Origin of the sequence: Lentzea sp. NPDC005914 (assembly GCF_040629405.1) — a bacterium.
GTDB lineage: Bacteria > Actinomycetota > Actinomycetes > Mycobacteriales > Pseudonocardiaceae > Lentzea.
On record NZ_JBEXVQ010000003.1, the window covers coordinates 233905 to 254623 of the forward strand.

Sequence of the window (20719 nt, forward strand, 5' to 3'; positions counted from 1 at the left end):
GAGCCGCTGAAACCCTGTGGCGGGCCGGAGTTCGGCGCGAAACGCGCTGAGCGCCCGGCCCGCGAAGGATCAGATGAAGCGCCAGAGGTGGTCATTGGTGCCGGTGTCATCCCAGATCACCGCTTGCGCGCCCCGTGCGGCGGACGCACCGCTGATACCGAGGACCCGGCCACCGTTGGCGCACTGGAGGCGGAAAAAGCCGTTGGAGCCGTAGCGCAGGCGCCACCTGTGGTCGCTAGCGCCGTTGTCGGCCCACTGCTGGACGCGGGCTCCGTTGCCGGTGGCGCCGCCTTCGACGCCGAGGACCTTGCCGCTGTTGCTGTTGCGCAGCCGGAAGTAGCCGTCGGGGTCGAGCACGGCAGTCCACAGGTGGTCGGCGGTGCCGTTGTCGTCCCACTGGATCACCAGGCCACCATCCGAAGTGGACATGTTCTGAACGCCCAGCAGGAGGCCGCTGCCCAGGTTCTGGACGCGCCGGGCGCCGGTGGGCACGAACCGCCAGCCGTTGTCCGCGCTGCCGTTGTCCGGATCCTGGACGGCCACCGCGCCCTGTGCGGTGGAAGCGTCGAGGATGCCGAGCATCTTGGAGCTGTTGACGTTGCGGAGCCCGTGGGTGCCGTCGCCGTTGTCGATGATCGTCCAGCGGTGGTCGGCGGTGCCGTTGTCGGCCCACTGCAGCACCCGTGCGTTGTCCGCTGTGGACATCTTGTCCACGCCGAGCACCTTGCCGCTGTTGAGGTTGCGCAGCCGGACCGCGGTGCCGTCGGGCACCAGCTGCCAGATGTGGTCGGCGGTGCCGTTGTCGCCCCATTGCAGGGCGTCCGCGCCGTCCGCGGTGGACATGGTGCGGATGCCGAGCACCATGCCGCTGGAGGCGTTGAACAGCCGGTAGCCCGCGCTGTTCCCCGTGTTCCAGTAGACGGTGTAGTTGAACCCGTGGGCGTTGTAGAACGGCCCGAGGTCGACCGTCGCCCCGTCGGCCGTGGCGGTGAACGTCAGCGCCGACGTGCTCGTGCGGGTGATGGACGCGGGGTTGAGGGACGGCAGGGTGCTGAAAGCCGTGTCGCCGTAGTTGCCGGACAACACCACGGGGCCGTAGGTGATCGCCGCTACCTCGGGATTGTCGTTGGCGGGCTGCATGACCACCCGCATCGGCAGGCGCACGGTGACGGTGTCACCGGACGTCCACGAACGGGTCAGGCTCACGTAAGTGCCTGGTGTGGCGGCGATGTTCTGGGCAACGCCGTTGACGCTGACGGTCGCGCCGCTGGTCCACGCGGGGATGCGCAGGCGCATGGTCCACGAGCCGCTCGCGTTGCCCGTCACGGTCAGGGTGCTGGTGTCGCTGACCGGGAAGCTCGTGGCCTGGGTGACGGTGATCCCGCGCGCCGCCCAGTCGAGCATCGAGGCCGTGTAGAGGTTCACGGTCAGCGTGGTGCCGTTGTGGAAGTAGATGGAGTCGGCGAGGCGCGTGTTGACCTCCAGCGCGGTGCCCTGGCAGCACCAGAAGGTGCCGTAGTCGGTGCTGAAGCTTCCGCCGCCCACCGCGGGACCCAGCACTCCCCTGCGGCCTCCGGGGTTGAGCGCCGTGAAGTAGCAGACGTGGCCGTGGCCGCTGGCCGGATCCTGCTGGCCCAGCAGGTGGTTGAGCAACGCCCGCTCGTAGAAGTCGAAGTACGACGACCGGTTCGGGTCCAGCAGCCACAGTTCCCTGGTCAGCTTGAGCATGTTGTAGGTGTTGCACGCCTCCGCGGCGTCCTTGGCCAGGTAGCCGGCGATGGCGTTCGGGGCGCGGAAGTGCTCGGCCTGGCTGTTGCCGCCGATCACGTAGGTGTGCGTGCCGACTGTGATGTCCCAGGCGTTTTGCGCGATGTCCCGGTAGCGGGTGGTGCCGGTGGCCTTGTACTCACGGGCCGCGCCCACCCACTTGGGCACCTGTGTGTTGGCGTGCAGGCCGTTGAGCTTGTCCTGGTTGGCGGCCAAGGGATCGAACACGGCGGCGTGGTCGAACCGTTGTGCCACCGTCAGCCACCGGGAGTCGCCCGACTGCTGGTAGAGGTCGGTCAGAACAGCGTTCATGCCGCCGAACTCCGTCTGCAGCGCGGCCTGCATCTGAGCGGTGGTCAGCCGCGCGGTGCGCCAGTCCACCCAGCCGGCGAACCGCAGCAGCACGTCCCGCGCCTCGGTGGTGCCGATGTAGCGCCACACGTCCAGCAGACCGGCCAAGGTCTTGTGCAGGCAGTAGTACGGCACACCCTTGGGCCTGCCCGACTCCAGCAGGTCGAAGTCCGACTCCGGGAACCCGGACAGATAGCCGGTGTTGAACCCGGCCGCGGCGTTGTTGGCCTGGCACTTGGCCAACTCCGCGACCATCTGGTTCGCCTTGTCCCGCGACGTCGTGTCACCCAGAACCGCCCAGGCGTTGGCCCACGCGCTGAGGAAGTGCCCGTTGCTGTGGGTGCGGAAGTCGAAGTTCGGGGCCTCCCAGCCACCGCACGCCACCGCGCCGTTGGTCGGCAGCCCGTGGTTGGCACGGAAGTTGTAGAGCAACCGATCCACGTCGATGAACCGCAGGTACGAGAGCGTGCGGTCCTGGTTGTCCATCCACCGGCTCGCCGTCAGCCGGACCTGGCCCAGGTCGAACGCGAACGCCGACGCGCCGATGTCGTCGCGCACCGGCGGCACCAACGCCGCCCCGGCGACCGGGGTCAACGACGGGACCAGGGCGGGCACGGCGGTCGCGAGGGCGGCGACGCCCGCGGCCTGCAGCAGCCTGCGGCGGTTCAGGGATGAGGATGACATGTTGCTCCTGGATCGACTGCCGCGCTGCACCAACAGCCGCGGGCACACCTTTGGGCTCGTCAACATGAACTGATCGACCGCGGACGTCCGTGTCGATCAGTGCGGCAAAGCGGTGGTCATCTGTGCGGACACAACACTGGGCTGGCTACCGCCTGTGCTCCACCAGGGCAATGGCCACGAGAACCGGATTGATGTGCGGCGCGGTGGGGGCATCGCATTGCCGACAACCTCTCCGTCGAGTCGCACCAGTTCACGCCACCGTTGGACAAATGTTAGCGCTAACATTCTGCCCTGTTCGACAGGTCATCGGCCGATCGCGGTGTGGCGTATAGGTAACCTCCGCGTTGACGCCCTGTCAACAATCCGATTCCGGAACAAACCCACCAAAAAGCGTGAACGCTGTTAGCGCTAACAGCTCACGCCGCCCGGCATCCCGATCTTGCCTGCTCCGATCCACGCCCACGCGGAAGACGTCTACCCGCTACGGTCGACCAAATCCGTCCACGTGAGCACGAACCATTGACGTGAAAGTTGCCGTCATGTTCTCATCTAGCTCAGGCAGTGAATGTTAGCGCTAACATTCACGGCGGCGCTCCACCGACCAAGGCTGCAACTGCAAGGACGCAGGGAGTACGCAGACATGGCATCAGCGAGTGGCACTGTCACCGGAACCGAGCCCGTGGACCGCACCGAGCGAGTTCTCCACGTCAAGACCGCGCGGAAGCCGCATCGGCCTCGGCTCGCCAGCAGACGTTAGGCCCCATTCCGCGGTCCCCCGCACTCGAGTCACGCCGTCGCCCGCACGCGACCGCGGGGCCGGGCTTTGACGCGCCGGCCCACCTCTTTCGCCCCGCTCAACGAAGATCGGAGCTCCCTCATGGACCGACGGGCGCGTCTGCTCGCGGTGTCGTCCCTCGTCCTCGCCTCGACGTTCACCCTGCCCCCGGCGCCGGCGTCCGCGGCCACGCTGCCCACCGGGGCGCGGTCGCTGGAGTCGGTGAACTATCCCGGCCGGTTCCTGCGGCACGCCGACTACCTGGGCCGGCTCGATCCCGTGACCTCCGGCAGTTCGGCGCTGACCAAGTCCGACGCCACGTTCACCGTCGTCAACGGCCTGGCATCACCCTCGTGCTACTCGTTCCAGGCCGCCAACGGGATGTTCCTGCGCCACCGGGACATGCGCGTGCACCTCGAGGCCAGCACGGGCACACCGGAATTCCGCGGGGACGCGACGTTCTGTCCCGCCGACGGCTCGGTGGCGGGCTCGGTGTCGTTGGTGTCGTTCAACTTCCCGGACCGGCGGCTGCGGCACCGCGACTTCGAGCTGTGGGTCGAGCCCTTCCAGGACACCGAGCGGTTCCGCGCCGACAGCTCCTTCCGGCTGGCCGCCCCGTGGACGCCGAAGAGCACCAAGGGGCCTGTCATTCCCGGTCTGTTCGCCGATCCGCACATCGCCTACTTCAACGGCCGGTACTACCTGTACCCGACGACCGACGGCTACGCGGGCTGGTCCGCCCCCTACTACAAGGCGTTCTCGTCGACCGATCTGGTCAACTGGACCGACCACGGCGTGATCCTCGACCACGGGCCGGACGTGTCCTGGGCGGACAACTCGGCGTGGGCGCCGGCGGTGGTCGCCAAGAACGGCCGCTACTACCTGTACTTCAGCGGTGGCGCGGCTTCCGGTGACACGGGCAAGCACCTCGGTGTCGCCGTGTCCGACTCCCCCACCGGACCGTTCCGCGACGCCCTGGGCAAGCCGCTGATCCGGGCGGGCACCTACTCCGGTCAGGCCATCGACCCGATGGTGTTCACCGACGACAACGGACAGTCCTATTTGTACTGGGGCAACGGCGCCGCGCGGGTCGTGCCGCTGAACGCCGACATGGTCTCGTTCGACCCGGCGGCGGTGCGCACGATCACCACACCGGGCTTTCGCGAGGGGTCGTTCGTGTTCAAGCGCAACGGCACCTACTACTTCATGTGGTCCGAGAACGACACCCGTGACGAGAACTACCAGGTCGCCTACGCGACCGGCCCGTCGCCGCTCGGCCCGTGGACCACACGCGGTGTCGTGCTCCAGAAGCGCCTCGACCGCGGCATCAAGGGCACCGGCCACCACTCGGTGGTCCAGTTGCCCGGCACCGACACCTGGCACATCGCCTACCACCGCTTCGCCGTGCCCGGCGGCAACGGCACCAACCGCGAGGTCACCGTCGACCGCATGACGTTCAACGCCGACGGCACCATCGCCCCGATCGTCCCCACCCTCTGACCGCAGGAGAACAAGCCGTGCAACGAACACTGTCACGCCTGGGTGCCGCCCTGGTCGCGGCGCTGCTGCTGCTCACCGCCCAGGTCCTCGTCGCGGTGGACCGGGCCTCGGCCGCCGACCCGCTCACCGGCTATCTGATGGCGCACTTCACGGGCGAGACCGCGATCGGAGAGCAGATCTACCTCGCGCACAGCACGGACGGACTGCACTGGAACGACCTGAACGACGGCGCTCCGGTCCTGCTGTCCACTGTGGGCACCAAGGGTGTGCGCGACCCCGCGATCGTCCGCTCCCCCAACGGCGACAGGTACTGGATCATCGCGACCGACCTGCGCATCGCGAGCGGCACGTCGTGGAGCGACGCGGCCAACAACGGCAGCACGTCGCTGGTCGTCTGGGAGTCCGCGGACCTGGTGAACTGGTCCGCACCGCGGCTGATCAACGTCGCGGGCGCCATCCCCGGCGCGGGCGACGCGTGGGCACCTGAGGCGATCTTCGACCCCGCCTCCGGTGACTACGTCATCTACTGGGCGACGAACGCGAGCCTCAACGGCGTCAAGAAGCACCGCGTCTACTACACGCGGACCCGCGACTTCCGCACGGTCACCGCCCCAGCCGTCTACATCGACCGGCCGGGCGGGCAGGGCGTCATCGACACCCAGATCGTCGAGTCGCCCACCAGCGTCGGCGGGTTCCGCTACTACCGCGCCTCCGCCGACGGGCAGATCACCGTCGAGGGCAGCAACTCGATCCTCGGCTCGTGGACCAGGATCGGCGACCTGTCCCACATGGGCATCTCCAACGGCGCCACCGGTGGCAACGTCGTCGAGGGTCCGATGTGGATGCCGGTCAACGGCAAGACCGAGTGGATGCTGTGGCTGGACCAGTTCGCCACCGGCCGCGGGTACATGCCGATCACGTCGACGAACCTCGGCAGCACCAACAACTTCCGCACGGTGACGGACTACTCGCTCGGCACCAACCGCAAGCGCCACGGCGGGATCATGAGCCTGACCTCCGCCGAGGAGAGCCGCGTGCTGGGCAAGTACGGCGTCAGCAGGCCCGTCAACCGCCTGCAGTCGTTCAACTTCCAGGACCGCTTCGTCCGCCACGCCAGCTTCGACGTGCGCATCGACCCGAACGTCAGCCCGCTGCAGGACTCCCAGTTCCGGATCGTGCCCGGCCTGGCCGACGCCACGACCGTGTCGATCCAGTCCGTGAACTTCCCCGGCTACTACCTGCGGCACATCAACTACGACTTCGTGCTCGCGCCCTATGACGGCACCGCGCAGTTCGCGGCCGACGCGACGTTCCGCCAAGTCGCCGGCCTGGCGTCGTCGTCGTGGAGCTCTTTCCAGTCCTACAACCACCCCGACCACTACATCCGGCACTACGCCTACCAGTTGAAGCTCGACCCGATCACCACCGCCACGGGCCGCGGCGACGCCACGTTCCGCGTGACCAGCTGACTCGACAGTGAAGGAGTTGTTCATGATCAAGCCGCCGCGCCGCACCCAACGTGCGCTGCTCGCGGCGGGTGCCACCGCCGCACTCGCCGCCGGACTGCTCGCCTCCACGGCCGCCACCTCGCAGGCCGCCACCCAAGGTCCGTGCGACATCTACGCCGCGGGCAACACCCCCTGCGTGGCCGCGCACAGCACCACCCGTGCCCTGTACGGGGCGTACAACGGCCCGCTCTACCAAGTGAAACGCGCCTCCGACAACACGACCAGGAACATCGGGCCGTTGAGCGCCGGAGGTGTCGCCGACGCCGCCGTGCAGGATTCCTTCTGCGCCAACACGAGCTGCGTCATCACCGTCATCTACGACCAGTCCCCCAAGGGCAACAACCTCAACCAGGCGCCCAGGGGCCACTTCCCTGGGCCGGCCGAGGGTGGCAACGACAACATGGCCAACGCCTTCGAGGCTCCCATCACGGTCGGCGGCCACAAGGCGTACGGCGTGTACGTGGCTCCCGGCACCGGCTACCGGAACAACAACACCAACGGCATCGCGACCGGCGACCAGCCGGAGGGCATGTACGCGATCTTCGACGGCACGCACTTCAACGGCGGCTGCTGCTTCGACTACGGCAACGCCGAGACGACCGGCAACGACGACGGCAACGGCACGATGGAGGCCATCTACTTCGGCAACAGCAAGGGCTGGGGCTGGGGCAGCGGCAACGGTCCGTGGGTCATGGCCGACCTGGAGAACGGCCTGTTCTCCGGGGTCAACCGCGGGCTCAACGCCGGCGACCCGAGCATCGGCCACCGGTTCCTGACCGCGATCGTCAAGGGCGGCCCGAACCAGTGGGCCATCCGCGGCGGCAACGCCCAGTCGGGCAGCCTGTCCACCTTCTACAACGGCGTGCGCCCCAACGCCTCCGGCTACAACCCGATGAAAAAGCAGGGCGCGATCATCCTCGGCATCGGCGGCGACAACAGCGTCTCCGGTCGCGGCACCTTCTACGAAGGCGTGATGACCTCGGGCTACCCCTCGGACGCCACCGAGAACGCCGTGCAGGCCAACATCACCGCCGCCGGGTACGCCAGCGGCTCCACCAGCACCGGCTCACTGACCCCGGGTTCCCGGATCTCCTTGCAGGCCACCACGGCGCCCTGCTGCACCTCGCACTACCTGCGCCACAACGACGCCGACAGCAAGGTCGTCATCTCCTCCGTCAACTCCTCCAGTTCGGCCACCGACAAGGCCGACGCCACCTGGATCGTGCGCGCGGGCCTGGCCAACACCTCCTGCCTGTCCTTCGAGTCCGCCGACCGCCCCGGTCAGTTCCTGCGGCACTTCAACTACCAGCTCAACCTGAACGCCGACGACGGCGGCGCCGCGTTCGCGAAGGACGCCACCTTCTGCCGCACGGCGGGCAACAGCGGGGCCGGCAACTCCTTCCAGTCCGTCAACTTCCCGACGAAGTACCTGCGCCACTACAACTTCACGGCCTACATCGCCAGCAACGGCGGCTCGAACACCTGGGACTCCACGACTTCGTGGGCCCAGGACACCAGTTGGCTCACCGCTTCTCCCTGGAGCTGACGAACGCTCACCAGCTCCGGCGCGCCGGAGCTGGTGAGCGTCCCACCGGGGTTCACACGTCGCGGCGGTGCATCGTGACGATGGCGGCGAGAAGGGCGGCGACGACCCACGCGGAGAGGACCGCGGTACCGGCACCTCCGCTGAGGGTGCTGCTGCCCGCGGCGGCGACCTCGGTGAACGCGGCCGCGGCGGAGCTGGGGAGGAACCGCAGGACGGTGTCCCAGCTGTCGGGGAGCAGCGCGCCGGCGATGTTCGGCAGGATCATGATGCCGCCCACCACGACACCGATCGTGCCGGCGACGTTGCGCAGCAGGATGCCCAGCCCGAGGCCCAGCAGGGCGATCGCGGTGATGTAGCCGACCATGCCGAGCAGCGACGTCAGGACACCGTCGTCGGTCAGCGACACGGTCGCGGCGTCGTTGGCTGACAGGATGGCCGTGCCCGCCGCGTACGAGCCCATGACGGCGACCAGCGCCGTCGGGACCACCACGAAGGCGAGCGCGGCGGTCTTCGCCACGACGACCTGCCAGCGGCGGGGCACGGCCGCGACCGTGGCGGTAATCATGCGTGAGCTGTACTCGCGGGCGCCGGCCAGGCTGCCGAGCACACCCGATCAGGAGGACGGCGAACATCGACCCGGTCAGGACCGTCGACAGCGGACCGGCGCCGCCGAACGGGCCGGGGCCGTCCGGTGACGCGATCGAGCCCGTCCGCGGGCTGGCCCGCGTCACCGACATGGTCGACACGCTCGCCGCCGCCGGCCTCACCGTCGAACGCACGCAGCTCGGCCAGGCCAGGGAACTGCCCGCGGTCGTCGACCTCGCCGCCTACCGCCTCGTGCAGGAGTCGCTCACCAACGCCCACAAGCACGGCACCGGTACCGCCCGCCTCACCATCTCCTACACCGCGGACGCCGTCGTCGTCGACGTCGTCAACCCCATCGCCGCCGGACGCGTTCCCACCCGCTCCGGGTACGGCATGCTCGGCATGAGGGAACGAGCCGCCACCGCGGGCGGCACTCTCGAAGCACAGCCCCGGCCGGACGGGTGGTTCGCCGTCCACGCCGAACTCCCCGCCCCAGCGCCGAAAACCGTGACAGGACAACAGACGTGATCCGGGTGCTGCTCGCCGACGACCAGGCCCTCATCCGCGCCGGCTACAAGATGATCATCGACGCCGAGTCCGACCTCGAGGTCGTCGGCGAAGCCGTCAACGGCCGCGACGCCGTCTTCCTCGCCCGCACGACCCGCGCCGACGTCGTTCTCATGGACATCCGCATGCCCGAGGTCGACGGCATCGAGGCCACCCGGCGCATCGCCGCCGACGACGACCTCGCAGGCGTCCGCGTCCTCGTGCTGACCACGTTCGAGAACGACGAGAACGTCCTGCACGCGGTGCGGGCGGGCGCCAGCGGGTTCCTCGGCAAGAACGCCGGGCCGGACGAGCTCGTCGACGCGGTCCGGGTCATCGCCGCGGGGGACGCCCTGCTGTCCCCGAAAGCCACCCGAGGACTCGTCCAGCACGTCCTCGGCCAACCGCAACCCGCGCCGCAACCGACCGCTCTCGGCCAGCTCACCGAGAGGGGACGCGAGGTCGTCGTCCTCGTCGCGTTCGGCCTGTCCAACGACGACATCGCGGAGCGCCTCGTCCTGTCCCCACTGACCGCGAAGACCCACGTCAACCGGGCCATGACCAAGCTGGGTGCCCGCGACCGCGCCCAACTCGTGGTGTTCGCCTACCAGAACGGCTTGGTGCGCCCCGGCGACACACCACCCTGATCGCGGCGCGGTCCGTCCGACCGCAGAGCACTGCGGCGAGTCCCTTCCCGGAACACGTGAAGGGAGAAGTCCGATGGCACGCTCGGATCTTCGTCCATGCGAGTGGTTGCGGGTCGACACCCGAGGCAGGACGGCGCCAGGCTGTCAGCGTTGAAGGCTTCCGGGGCAGGAGTTGCCAGGGGCGGCGATGACGGGCCATGACCAGCGAGACGGCACGGGCAGTGCGGACGAGACGGGCAGACCGGTCGAGGCCGACGGCATCGCGGTGCGGAACACCGTGACCGGAGTGGTGTCGGGTGTGGCGGTGCAGGCCCACACGATCACCGGCGGCGTCCACCATCACTCCGCCGCACCACAGCGGCCGGTGCCGCGGCAGTTGCCCGCCGCGCCCGCCGCCTTCGTCGGCCGCGAGGCCGAGTTGGCCGAGCTCACCGCCGCCCTGAACCGCTCACCGGACGCGAGTGGGACGGTAGTGATCTCGGCGCTGGCCGGGACAGGGGGCATCGGCAAGACCTGGCTGGTCCTGCACTGGGCTCACGCCCATCTCGACCGGTTCCCCGACGGGCAACTCTTCGTCGACCTGCGCGGTTTCTCCCCTGCGGGACAGCCGATGGAGACACCCGCGGCGGTGCGCGGCTTCCTCGACGGCCTCGACATCGACCCCACCCGCATCCCGACCGACCTGCACGCCCAGGCCGCGCTCTACCGCAGTCTGGTCGCGGGCAGGCGAATGCTGATCGTGCTGGACAACGCCGCCGCCGCCGACCAGATCACCCCGCTGCTACCCGGCGACCCGTCCTGCATGGTGCTGGTCACCAGCCGCCGACGCCTCACCAGCCTGATCGCCAACCACGGCGCCCACAGCCTGCGCCTCGACGTCCTCGCCGACGTCGAGGCCCGCGACCTGCTCACCACCCGAATCGGCCACGGCCGGGTCGCCGCCGAACCCGACGCAGTCAGCGACCTGCTCGCCTACTGCGGAAAGTTCCCGCTGGCCCTGGCCATCGTCGCTGGACGCGCCTGCAGCGCACCGCGCATGCCGCTGGCCGCCCTGGCGGCTGAACTGCGCGACGAGGCCACCCGGCTGGACGTGTTCGACAACGACGACCCGGCCGCGAGCCTGCCCGCAGTCCTGTCCTGGTCGGTGCGCGCGCTGACGCCCGAACAGCGGGAGGTGTTCGGGCTGCTCGGCATCGCCCCCGGCCCTGACATCGGCCTCTCCGCCGCCGCCTCTCTCACGGCTCTGCCCCTGGCACGGGCCCGGCGGGTGCTGGGCGGGTTGGAGGAGGCGTCCCTGCTCGACCACGACGGCCACGGCCGCTGGCGGATGCACGACCTGGTCCGCGCTTACGCCACCGCCGTCGCCCACGAGCTGGACAAGCAGGTGCGGGAGGCGGCGCTGCGGCGGGTGCTCGACTTCTACACCCACACCGCGCATGCCGCCGACCGCCTCCTGCGTCCCCACCGCGATTCCATCCGGCTCGACCCGCCCGCCCCCGGCACCCACCCCCAGCTGCCATCGGACGCAGCGACGGCGCTGGCCTGGTTCGACACCGAGTACCCCACGTTGCTCGCCGCCCAGCACAGCGCCATCACCCAGGCCTGGCACTCCACCACGTGGCAGCTGGCATGGACGCTCGACAGCTTCCGTGCCCGGCGGGGACATGTCCACGACCGGCTCGCCGCTTGGCGTGCCGCACTGGACGCCGCCGTCCATCTGCCCGACCCCACCGTGCACATCTGCGCCCATCGACTCCTCGGCCTCGCCCACGCCGACCTGGATCACCACGAGGAGGCGACCGGGCACCTGGACCAGTCGCTCGCCCTGGCCGACTCCCAGCACGACCTCCTCCAACAAGCCCACATCCACCAGGTGCTCGCGTTGGCCTGGGGGCGGAGGGGAGACGACCAGCGGGCCCTGGCCCACGCCACCCGCGCCATGCACCTCTACCGCGACCTCGGTGCCCCGGTGTGGGAAGCCGAGGCGCTCAGCGCGGCCAGTTGGCACGCCGCCCGCCTCGGCGACTACGGCACCGCCCGCGCCCACTGCCAGGCCGCGCTCATCTTCCACAGGCGCCACCACAACTCCGACTTCGAGGCGGCCACCCTGGACAGCCTGGGCTGGATCGAGCACCACACCGGCCATCACGCCCAGGCCATCGACCACTACCGGCAGGCCCTCGGCATGTTCCGCGACATCGGCAACAACTACCAAGTCGCCATCACCCTCAACAACCTCGGCCATCCGCACCTCGCCCTCGGCCACACCGAGCAGGCACGCGCGGTGTGGCTGGAAGCCCTGCGCCTGTACCAGAACCAGGGACGCCACGACGAAGCCGCACAGGTGCAGCGGCAACTCGACGATCTCGACCCGCGTGACGACGGCGACCAACCACCGCCAGCCGCCGAATCCGCGAAGTAGGTCCGGACAAACCCGCCCGGCACCCAAGGCTTCCCATTTCGGACAGGTCGGGTTGCCACTGTCAGACAGCGGGGTGAAGCTGCACCGGTCAACGGTGCAGGAGGTGCGGCATGGTCTCGCGAACGGTCGTGCTCGGGATGGCGGTGCCCGTGCTGCTCGCCGGCACGCTCGGCGCCAGTGCGACGAGCCACAGCCATCGGATCGACCACATCGTGGTGATCTACGAGGAGAACCACAGCTTCGACAACCTGTTCGGCGGCTGGGAACGGGTGGACGGGCTGCGCGCCGCCCATCCGAAGCGCCAGGTCGCGCCGGACGGCACGCCACTGCCCTGCCTGCCGCAGAACGACGTCAACCTCACCTCGCCCCCGCTGCCCGTGACCTGCACCGGGGCGACGATCAGCTCGGCGTTCGCGAACAAGCCGTTCCAGATCGACGACTACATCGCGCCGGAGGACAAGACCTGTCCCGCGCCCGGCCAGTTCCTGCCCAACGGCGTGCCCAAGGGCCAGGGTCTGCCCGGCGGCTGCACCCGGGACCTGGTGCACCGGTACTACCAGGAGCAGTACCAGATCGACGGCGGCAGGATGGACCGTTACGTGGCGGGCAGCGACGCGGTCGGCCTGACCATGGGCACCTACGACACGCGTGGCCTACCGGTCTACGAGTACCTGCACGGCAGGCACGCCCCGAACTACGCGATCGCGGACCGGTTCTTCCAGGGTGCGTTCGGCGGCTCGTTCCTCAACCACCAGTGGTTGATCACGCCGAACACGCCGACCTGGCCAGGTGCCGTACGCGACGGTTCGGCGAACGACCTGCACTCGGTCGTGGGGCCGGACGGCTACCCCGGCTCCTCACCGCTGCACCCCGCCACACCGGGTACCGCGGACCGTGCCCTCACCCAGGCCGCGAACTCCGACGGCACGTGCGCCGTCCCGGCCGGGGTGACCGCGCCGCCGAAGAGCACGACGTGCGGTGACTACGCGGTCAACACGATCCAGCCGCCGTACCAGCCGTTCGCTCCGGGCACCGCGGCGTCACGGCAGCTGCCGCCGCAGACGACGCCGACCATCGGCGATCGGCTGTCGTCGGCGCGGGTCGACTGGGCCTGGTACTCCGGTGGCTGGGACAACGCGAACGGCAACGTCGGCGGTCCCGGCTGGACGAACGGCACCACACCGGGCACCTGCACCAGCCCGCGCACCGCAGCCGGCGCGGTGTACCCGAACTGTCCTGATGCGACGTTCCAGTACCACCACCAGCCGTTCAACTACTACGCGAACTACGCCCCCGGCACCGCCGCACGCGCCGCGCACCTGCGTGACGAGGTCGAGTTCATCGCCGCGGCCAAGTCCGGTCACCTCAAGCCGGTCAGTCTGATCAAGCCGGTCGGCGAGGAGAACGAACACCCCGGTTACGCGAGCGAGGACACCGGCAGCCGTCACCTCGTGGACCTGCTCAAAGCCGTCGAGGAAGGCCCGGACGCGGACCGCACGCTCGTCGTGGTGACCTACGACGAGTTCGGCGGCCAGTGGGACCACGTCCCGCCACCCTCGCGCCGCGGCGTCAGCGACCGATGGGGGCCGGGCACCCGCATCCCGGCGCTGGTGATCTCTCCCCTGTTGCCGCAACGGTTCTCCGTGGACCACACCCCGCACGACACGACGTCGATCATGGCCACGATCGAGCACCGCTTCCACCTCGCGCCGCTCGGCACCCGTGACGCTGCGGTCCGCGACCTGTTCACCACGTTCCACTGAACTCAGGCGAATCCGGTCATCCGGCCCGATCGCGAGAGCGGTCGGGCCGGACGAAGTCTTCAGCCTCTTGCGGTCACACGTCGTACTCGTACAGGTAGGCGCTCACGCTGTTGCCGCTGTTGTACTGCGATGTGAACGACTTCCGGTTGCCCTTCGGGCAGGCCGCCGGGCTGAAGTAGGTGTTGCCGTTCGGCCAGATCGCTTTCACCTTCGCGCACTGCCCGTCCGCGTCCGTGTCCTCCACCCAGCCGCTGATCCGCACCCGTCCACCGGAGCACTGCACCTCCCAGTACGCCTTCGCCCCGGAGGTGCTGGGGGAGAACGTCTGTCCGCAGGTGCCCATCGTGGTGATGGGGCCGTTCGACGTCGTGGGTGCGGCCGACGCGGCCGGTGCCATGGCGACGAGCAGGGCGCCCGCCGCCGCGACGGTGGAACCGATGGCGGCGCAACGAATCGCGCGAGTGACAGCCATTGTGCAAACCTCCCAGTCCGGCCGGACCAGTCGCCGGCCGTAGGAGAGAGTCTTGCCGTGCAAGGAAGTTTGCGACATTGGCGTCGCCGCCGTGGCGATTCCGCCGACCACCATCAGGCCGAAACCGTTGCCACAGAACATGTTCGGTGACAGGAGTTTCTCAGTGGCGTGAGAAGGCCGTGCTCATCCCCCGTGGCGATCCCGGCCGTCGGCGCCGCGGGTGAGATCCGCCCTGGTGGCGACGACCGCCGCGCCGACCCGCGACGCGACACCCAGCTTGAGCAGGATGCGGCTGACGTGGGCCCGGACCGTCCGCTCACCGATGCCGAGCTCTCGAGCGATTTCCCGGTCCGTCCTGTCCCCCGCGATCAGCACGAGCACCTCGGTTTCCCGTTCGCTCAGTGCCGCAATGGATTCTCCCAGTTGTGCACGCATGTCCGCAGCCCCCCGTCTGCACGGCGGCCCAGGCAGTACGACCCGGGCCAGCGTCCAACCTCTGTCTACCACTTCCAAACGCCGGGCTACCGCCTGTTCGCCGGACTACGCTCAGAGGCAGTCTCATCGACACTCCGGCAGTTGCGGTCAACGCGGACATGAGGGAGCTACCGACGTGGTCGAGACGCACGACATCGTTCGCCCGCCGGCGGAACTCAGCGCGGCCCTCGCGGCCATCGGCAGCGCGACGGCCAGCGCCGAGCTCAGCCGCATGGGCATCCGCAGCGCGTTCATCAGCGGTCCGGTCTCGGTGACCCCCGGCGTGCGGGTGGCCGGCCCGGCGCTGACGCTGCAGTTCCTGCCGAAGCGGGAGGACCTCTACCCCGTCGACGAGTACGCCGAGCCGGAGAAGCAGCTGCACCGGCACGTCATGTACCACACCCGGCCCGGCGACATGATCGTCGTCGACGCGCGCGGGGACATGAGCAGCGGCGTGTTCGGCGAGATGATGCTGACCTACTTCAAGGGCCGCGGCGGCGCCGGCGTGGTGATCGACGGGTGTCTACGTGACATCGGCGAGGCCAAGAAGCTCGGCCTCGGGCTGTGGATCCGTGGTGCCACACCGAACTTCCACGCCCAGACCGGCATCGTCCCCGCCGCCGTCAACGTGCCGGTGGCGTGCGGTGGCACGCTCGTCGAGCCGGGTGACATCGTCGTCGCCGACGACGACGGGGCGGTCGTGGTGCCGGTCAAGCTCGCGCCCGCTCTGCTGGCGGCTGCTCAGGAACACGCGGAATGGGAGGAGTTCTCCCGGATCCGGCTGGCCGAGGGTGGCGACCTGCGGCTGTACTACCCGTTGTCGGACGAGGCCCGGCCCGAGTACGAGCGGTGGCGCGCTGAGCAGGACAAGACCTGATCAGCTCCACAGTCGGTCGTGGCTCGACTCGGCGTCCCAGTGCGTCGTCTCGGCGAAGAACACCGGATCGCGCGGGTCGAGGTGGCTGCGCAGCACCTCCTCGTCGATGTCGCCGAACCCCAGTCCTGGCGTGTCCGGCACCGCGATGTGGCCGTCGCGGATCAACGGGCGGGGCAGGCCGGTGACGAGGTCGCTCCAGAACTCCACCTCGGCCGCGTGGTGTTCGAGTGCGAGGAAGTTCTCGGTGGCGGCGGCCAGGTGCACGCACGCCATCGTCGCGATCGGCGACGCCGCCAGGTGCAACGCCATCGGGATCCCACGCTCCTGCGCGTAGTCACCAAGTCGTTTGGTCTCCGCGATCCCGCCCGCCGTCGCCGGGTCGGGGTGCACGACGCGGATGGCGCCGGCGTCGAGCAGCGGCCGGAAGCCGTCGAGCAGGTAGATGTCCTCGCCCGTGCACGTCGGGACGGCGACGGCCTCGGTGAGCTGGCGCCACTGGTCGGTCAGCTGCCACGGGATCAGGTCCTCGATCCACGCGAGGGTGAACTCCTCCAGCTCGCGGCCGATCCGGATGCAGGAGTCGAGGGCGATGTGACCGAAGTGGTCCGCGGCGAGCGCGATGTCGTAGCCCACGACAGAGCGGACGGTGTCCACATAGGACGCCAGATGGCCGGCACCCTTTGCCGTGACCTGGATGCCGGTGAACGGATGCATGGTCGTCAGGTCCGCGCGGGCACCCGGCGGCGCGATCAGCGCCCCTGGTACGTCCCACAGCAGGTCGACGCCCACGTCCATCTTCAGCATCGTGAATCCCCGCTGTCTGCGTTCCAGCAGACGGGCGCCCATCGCGTGCGGGTCCGGCAGCGACGGCGTGTCCGCGTAGCAGCGGATCTCGTCGCGGAACCGGCCCCCGATCAGCGCGTACGCGGGCACCCCGTACGCCTTGCCGGCCAGGTCCATCAGCGCCATCTCGACGCCGGAGACCCCGCCGCCCTGACGTCCGTGGAACCCGAACTGCTTGATCTTGCGGAAGATCTTGTCGACGTTGCAGGGGTTCTCACCGACGAGCCGGCTCTTGAGCATGAGCGCGTAGGTGGCGCTGGCCTGGTCGCGCACCTCCCCGTAGCCGGTCAGCCCCTGGTTGGTGTCGATCCTGATGATCGACGAGCGGAACGGCACACCGTCCACAGTGGCCACCCGCAGGTCGGTGATGCGCAGGCTGCTCGGCCGGGACGCCGTCGCGACGTGCTCCTCGGTGATCGGCCCGGTCATCCCTTCACGGCGCCCGCGGTGAGGCCCTCGGTCAGGAACCGCTGCCCGAACCCGTACATGATCACGACCGGGATGCTGATCAGCAGCGAGGCCGCGGCCAGCTGTCCCTGCGGCACGACGTCACCGAAGATCATCGACTGCATGCCGACGGGCAGCGTCTTGTAGTCGTCCTTGGTGATGAACACGAAGGCGAACAGGAACTCGTTCCACGCGTTGGTGAGCGTGAACAGCGCGACCGCGAGCAGCCCCGGTTTGGCCAGCGGCAGCACGATCCGGACGAACGCTCCGAACCGGGTGCAGCCGTCGACCAGCGCGGCTTCCTCGAGATCGGCAGGGATCGACTTGAAGTAGCCGACGAGCAGCCACGTCGCGAACGGCAGTGTGAACGTCGGGTAGGCGAGCACGAGCGACCACAACGAGTCGTTGAGCCCGATCCCGCTCATCATCTGGTACAGCGGGATGAAAAGCAGCGCGCCGGGCATCACGTAGGTGAGCAGGATCGTCACCGTGAAGCTCTCCGAACCCCGGAACTTCAGCCGTGCCAGCGCATAGCCCGCCAGCGCCGCGCAGACCAGGGCGATCGCGGTGGACGCCACCGACACCAGGATCGTGTTGACGTACCAGGTGCCGAACGCCCTGCCCGTGAACAGGTTGGTGAACTGCTCGGTGGTCCACGGGGTCGGCCAGAGGTCGTCGGTGCGCGCGACGATCTGGTCGTCGGACTTGAACGCCGTGACCGTCATCCAATAGAGCGGCGCGAGCACGAAACCCAGCAGCCCCACCAGCGCGATCCCGCTGCCGGTACCGGCCACCAGACGAGCCGCCAGCCGGTTGCCCCGCGCGGCGAGCACGGAGACGACTCGTCCGACGGCCGCAGCGAGCACCACGAACACGCCCAGCACGAGCGCGGCCTTCCACACGATGTGCGGCGACGACCAGACCAGCACGAGGACCGAGCCCGCGACGATCACCCACGGCAGCGCCGCGCGTTGGGCAGGAGTCAGCCTCCTGCGCCCCAGGTCGCTCGCGCCCGGCTGGTCGCTGCGCCGCATCATCCGCACGAGGATCACGACGAGAACGCCGATGATCGGCAGCATGACCAGCGTGACCGCGGCGCCCGCGCCCAGCTGCAGCTGCTGGATGGCCTTCGAGTAGGCCACCATCACGTACGGGGCGGTGGCGTCCCCCGGTCCGCCCTGGGTCATCAGCCAGATCAGGTCGAAGTTGTTGAACGTCCAGATCGACGACAGCAGCACCGTCACGATCATGATGTTGCGCAGGCCGGGCAACGTGATGTGCACGAAGCGCTGCCACGGCGACGCACCGTCCACAATGGCCGCCTCGTAGAGACCGCCGTCGATGGCCTTGAGCCCGGCGAGGAACGTCACCGTGAAGAACGGGATGCCCTTCCAGACGTTGACGAGGATGACCGCGGGCATCGCGAGCGCGGGATCCGACAGCCACTCCGCGGGCCACCGGTCGACGAGCCCGATCGCGGCGAGAAAAGGCCCGATCCCCGAGTCGGTGAGCAGGACGTTGACACTGCCGAAGATCGGGTCGAACAACGACCGCCAGGTGAAGGCCGTGACGACCGTCGGCACCACCCACGGCAGCAGGATCACCCCGGCGATGATGGCCCGGCCGCGGCGCATGTGGTGCAGCATCAACGCCGCGATGAGACCGAGGACCACCTTGAAGATCTCGGCGTACGCGGTGAAGACGAACGAGTTGAGCACACCCTTGTGGAACAGGGCGTCGCCGATGAGAGCGGTGTAGTTGTCCAGCCCGACGAAGACCGTCTCCGCGCCGTGGCGTTCCGTGGCACTGGTGAGGACCGAGTCGATGATCGGGAACAGGATCAGGCCGGCGACCAGCACCAGGGTCGGCCCGATGAACACCGCCGCGAGGCGCCAGTCGCGCCCGAGCATCCGCTGGGACGTGCTGAGCGAGGGCGACCTGCTCGGCGCCGGACGGACCGGCGCCGGCCGCGTGCGCAGGTCGGTCACTGCTTGTAGCCCTGCTGCTCGAAGACCTGGACGATCCGGGCGTGGGTCGAGGCGACGGCGTCGGCGGGCTTGGTGCCCTGGATGACCGACTGCATCATGTCGGTCAGCACGTAGGCGGCGGTGGCGGCCTGCTCGCCGGGGCTCGGCGCCTGCGGGAACTTGAAGCCGGTCTTGGTGGCGACCGGGAGCGGCGTGCGGGTCTGCTCCCGCAGAGCGGGGAACGCGGGGTCACCGCTGGTGTAGTACGGGTCGGAGTCCCACACCTTGTCCCACGAGGGGTTGACCAGGCAGGGTGCTCCCTTCGCGACACCGAGCAGTGCGCTCCCGCCGACCATGAACTTCGCGACGAGCTTGGCGAGGTCGGGGTTCTTCGCTCCCTTGAACACGACGAACGAGTTGGACTCGCCGAACGCGAGCGGCTTGTCGATCGCCGGTCCGGTGGCACCGTTGAACGGGTGGGTGTTGGCGTAGACCGGGTTGTTCTTGGTCTTCGAGTCGGCGTAGACGCTGAACTGGTTGAGCGTGAGCCCGAGGATCTGGGCCAGCCAGTTCTCGTTGTTGCTCGAGTCGGTCCAGCTGCCGATCCCCGGTGGCAGCATCGGCGTGTACTTCGGGTTCGTGTAGATGTCACCGATGAACGTGACGGCGGCGACGGTCTCCGGCGAGTTGAACACCACCTTCGTGCCGGTGTTGTCCGCGATCGCCCCGCCGTAGGTGTTGATGACGTTCGTGATGAAGCCGTTGGCGTCGCCGGAGCGGTTCACCGTGAGACCCCAGCCGAAGCGCTTCTTCGCCGGGTCGGAGACCTCCAACGCGTTGTCGCGCAACTCTTCCCACGTGTAGTGGGGCTTGAGCGCGAGGCCCTTCTCCGTGTACCAGTCCTTGCGCAGGTACATCGCGGACGCGATGAAGTGGTACGGGATCGCGAACCAGCGCCCGTCGAACACGCAGTAGTTGTTCGCCTCGGTCGCGGGGTCCCCGTAGAGCTTGCGCATCTCCTCGACCACGTCGGTGACGTCGGTGAGAGCGCCGAGGTTGTGCAGCTGGCCGACGAACCGCCGATCGCTCACGAAGGCGAAGTCGCGGCTGGTGCCCGCCTTCACCTCGGCGTCCATCTTCGCGACCATGTCGCCCGCGTCGCCGGAGACCAGGTCGTTGTGGACGGTGGTGCCGGTGGCCTGCGCGAAGGCCTGCAACGATTTGTCCAGCGCCTTGTTGGCGGTCTCCGAGTACAGCTTCTGCGAGAGCATCCCGACCGACCCGCCGCGGAGCGAGGCCGCCTGGTCGAGGAGTGCCTGGGGTACCTGGACGTCGACCTGCGGAGCGGTGGGACTGCTGCCCCCGCACCCGGCGAGAGTCAGCACGCCCAGGGCGCTCATCCCGAGGAACGTGCGCCTCGATAAGTCCGATTTCTCTTCCATGACCACTCCTCTCGCGTCCGGCAGAGCGGACGCGTACCGACGGGGCGACGGTGCAACCGGCGGGACAACGAGGCGATGGCCGCGCTGCCGGGTCGTGCAAGTG

15 protein-coding genes are annotated in these 20719 nt (G+C 69.0%); 8 read left to right on the forward strand and 7 right to left on the reverse strand.

Annotated features, from left to right (window positions below; genetic code table 11):
* Positions 1 to 69: 69 nt before the first annotated feature.
* Positions 70 to 2802 (reverse strand): beta-L-arabinofuranosidase domain-containing protein, encoded by a 2733-nt coding sequence (locus tag ABZ345_RS06115; RefSeq protein WP_359843483.1) that lies wholly within the window; start codon positions 2800 to 2802, stop codon positions 70 to 72.
* Positions 2803 to 3679: 877 nt separating this feature from the next.
* Between ABZ345_RS06115 and ABZ345_RS06120 the strand changes: the two genes are divergently transcribed.
* The 3 genes from ABZ345_RS06120 to ABZ345_RS06130 are packed head-to-tail and all read left to right on the forward strand — an operon-like array spanning position 3680 to position 8131.
* The gene (locus tag ABZ345_RS06120; RefSeq protein ID WP_359843485.1) at positions 3680 to 5077 is read left to right on the forward strand and encodes a family 43 glycosylhydrolase; all 1398 of its coding nucleotides are present in this window, start codon (positions 3680 to 3682) and stop codon (positions 5075 to 5077) included.
* Positions 5078 to 5094: 17 nt separating this feature from the next.
* Complete coding sequence (locus ABZ345_RS06125) at positions 5095 to 6546, forward strand: glycoside hydrolase family 43 protein (protein ID WP_359843487.1); 1452 nt, start codon at positions 5095 to 5097, stop codon at positions 6544 to 6546.
* A 22-nt stretch (positions 6547 to 6568) separates the two neighbouring features.
* Positions 6569 to 8131, forward strand: coding sequence for an alpha-L-arabinofuranosidase B (locus ABZ345_RS06130; RefSeq protein WP_359843489.1), 1563 nt, complete (start codon positions 6569 to 6571; stop codon positions 8129 to 8131).
* A 52-nt stretch (positions 8132 to 8183) separates the two neighbouring features.
* On the opposite strand, the gene ABZ345_RS06135 is transcribed toward ABZ345_RS06130, so the two are convergent.
* On the reverse strand, positions 8184 to 8696 hold the full coding sequence (locus ABZ345_RS06135) for a hypothetical protein (RefSeq protein ID WP_359843491.1): 513 nt from the start codon (positions 8694 to 8696) through the stop codon (positions 8184 to 8186).
* 2 nt (positions 8697 to 8698) lie between these two features.
* Here ABZ345_RS06135 and ABZ345_RS06140 point away from each other — a divergent pair, with 2 nt between their 5' ends.
* From ABZ345_RS06140 to acpA, 4 genes are all read left to right on the forward strand, one after another.
* Positions 8699 to 9244 carry a hypothetical protein gene (locus ABZ345_RS06140; RefSeq protein WP_359843493.1) on the forward strand — a complete coding sequence of 182 codons (546 nt, stop codon included), beginning with the start codon at positions 8699 to 8701 and terminating at the stop codon, positions 9242 to 9244.
* A complete protein-coding gene (locus ABZ345_RS06145) occupies positions 9241 to 9909 on the forward strand; it encodes a response regulator transcription factor (protein ID WP_359843495.1) in 669 nt (222 codons plus the stop codon). Before ABZ345_RS06140 ends, ABZ345_RS06145 begins: the two co-directional genes overlap by 4 nt.
* Positions 9910 to 10096: 187 nt before the next feature.
* Complete coding sequence (locus tag ABZ345_RS06150; protein ID WP_359843496.1) at positions 10097 to 12331, forward strand: tetratricopeptide repeat protein; 2235 nt, start codon at positions 10097 to 10099, stop codon at positions 12329 to 12331.
* Positions 12332 to 12441: 110 nt separating this feature from the next.
* Positions 12442 to 14094 carry an acid phosphatase gene (gene acpA / locus ABZ345_RS06155; protein ID WP_359843498.1) on the forward strand — a complete coding sequence of 551 codons (1653 nt, stop codon included), beginning with the start codon at positions 12442 to 12444 and terminating at the stop codon, positions 14092 to 14094.
* Between the two features lie 73 nt (positions 14095 to 14167).
* Here the strand turns inward: acpA and ABZ345_RS06160 are convergent, their stop codons facing one another.
* Positions 14168 to 14566: a hypothetical protein gene (locus ABZ345_RS06160; RefSeq protein ID WP_359843500.1), complete on the reverse strand. Its 399-nt coding sequence runs from the start codon at positions 14564 to 14566 to the stop codon at positions 14168 to 14170.
* Positions 14567 to 14749: 183 nt separating this feature from the next.
* A complete protein-coding gene (locus ABZ345_RS06165; protein ID WP_359843502.1) occupies positions 14750 to 15001 on the reverse strand; it encodes a LuxR C-terminal-related transcriptional regulator in 252 nt (83 codons plus the stop codon).
* Positions 15002 to 15176: 175 nt separating this feature from the next.
* Between ABZ345_RS06165 and ABZ345_RS06170 the strand changes: the two genes are divergently transcribed.
* Positions 15177 to 15917, forward strand: a complete 741-nt coding sequence (locus ABZ345_RS06170) for a ribonuclease activity regulator RraA (RefSeq protein ID WP_359843504.1) — start codon at positions 15177 to 15179, stop codon at positions 15915 to 15917.
* On the opposite strand, the gene ABZ345_RS06175 is transcribed toward ABZ345_RS06170, so the two are convergent.
* From ABZ345_RS06175 to ABZ345_RS06185, 3 genes are read right to left on the reverse strand one after another with little or no spacing between them, the layout of a single operon-like run.
* Positions 15918 to 17189 carry a mandelate racemase/muconate lactonizing enzyme family protein gene (locus tag ABZ345_RS06175; protein WP_359843506.1) on the reverse strand — a complete coding sequence of 424 codons (1272 nt, stop codon included), beginning with the start codon at positions 17187 to 17189 and terminating at the stop codon, positions 15918 to 15920.
* Positions 17186 to 19195, reverse strand: coding sequence for an ABC transporter permease subunit (locus ABZ345_RS06180; protein WP_359843507.1), 2010 nt, complete (start codon positions 19193 to 19195; stop codon positions 17186 to 17188). Before ABZ345_RS06180 ends, ABZ345_RS06175 begins: the two co-directional genes overlap by 4 nt.
* Positions 19192 to 20574, reverse strand: coding sequence for an extracellular solute-binding protein (locus tag ABZ345_RS06185; protein WP_359843509.1), 1383 nt, complete (start codon positions 20572 to 20574; stop codon positions 19192 to 19194). The genes ABZ345_RS06180 and ABZ345_RS06185 overlap by 4 nt, the downstream gene beginning before the upstream one ends.
* Between the last annotated feature and the right edge of the window lie 145 nt (positions 20575 to 20719).

Excerpts from the sequence above, each read along its gene's own strand:
- ABZ345_RS06115 (WP_359843483.1), bottom strand. The coding sequence starts at position 2,802 with ATGTCATCCTCATCCCTGAACCGCCGCAGGCTGCTGCAGGCCGCGGGC.
- ABZ345_RS06120 (WP_359843485.1), top strand. The coding sequence starts at position 3,680 with ATGGACCGACGGGCGCGTCTGCTCGCGGTGTCGTCCCTCGTCCTCGCC.
- ABZ345_RS06130 (WP_359843489.1), top strand. The coding sequence starts at position 6,569 with ATGATCAAGCCGCCGCGCCGCACCCAACGTGCGCTGCTCGCGGCGGGT.
- ABZ345_RS06135 (WP_359843491.1), bottom strand. The coding sequence starts at position 8,696 with ATGATTACCGCCACGGTCGCGGCCGTGCCCCGCCGCTGGCAGGTCGTC.
- ABZ345_RS06150 (WP_359843496.1), top strand. The coding sequence starts at position 10,097 with ATGACGGGCCATGACCAGCGAGACGGCACGGGCAGTGCGGACGAGACG.
- acpA (WP_359843498.1), top strand. The coding sequence starts at position 12,442 with ATGGTCTCGCGAACGGTCGTGCTCGGGATGGCGGTGCCCGTGCTGCTC.
- ABZ345_RS06160 (WP_359843500.1), bottom strand. The coding sequence starts at position 14,566 with ATGGCTGTCACTCGCGCGATTCGTTGCGCCGCCATCGGTTCCACCGTC.
- ABZ345_RS06165 (WP_359843502.1), bottom strand. The coding sequence starts at position 15,001 with ATGCGTGCACAACTGGGAGAATCCATTGCGGCACTGAGCGAACGGGAA.
- ABZ345_RS06175 (WP_359843506.1), bottom strand. The coding sequence starts at position 17,189 with ATGACCGGGCCGATCACCGAGGAGCACGTCGCGACGGCGTCCCGGCCG.
- ABZ345_RS06185 (WP_359843509.1), bottom strand. The coding sequence starts at position 20,574 with ATGAGCGCCCTGGGCGTGCTGACTCTCGCCGGGTGCGGGGGCAGCAGT.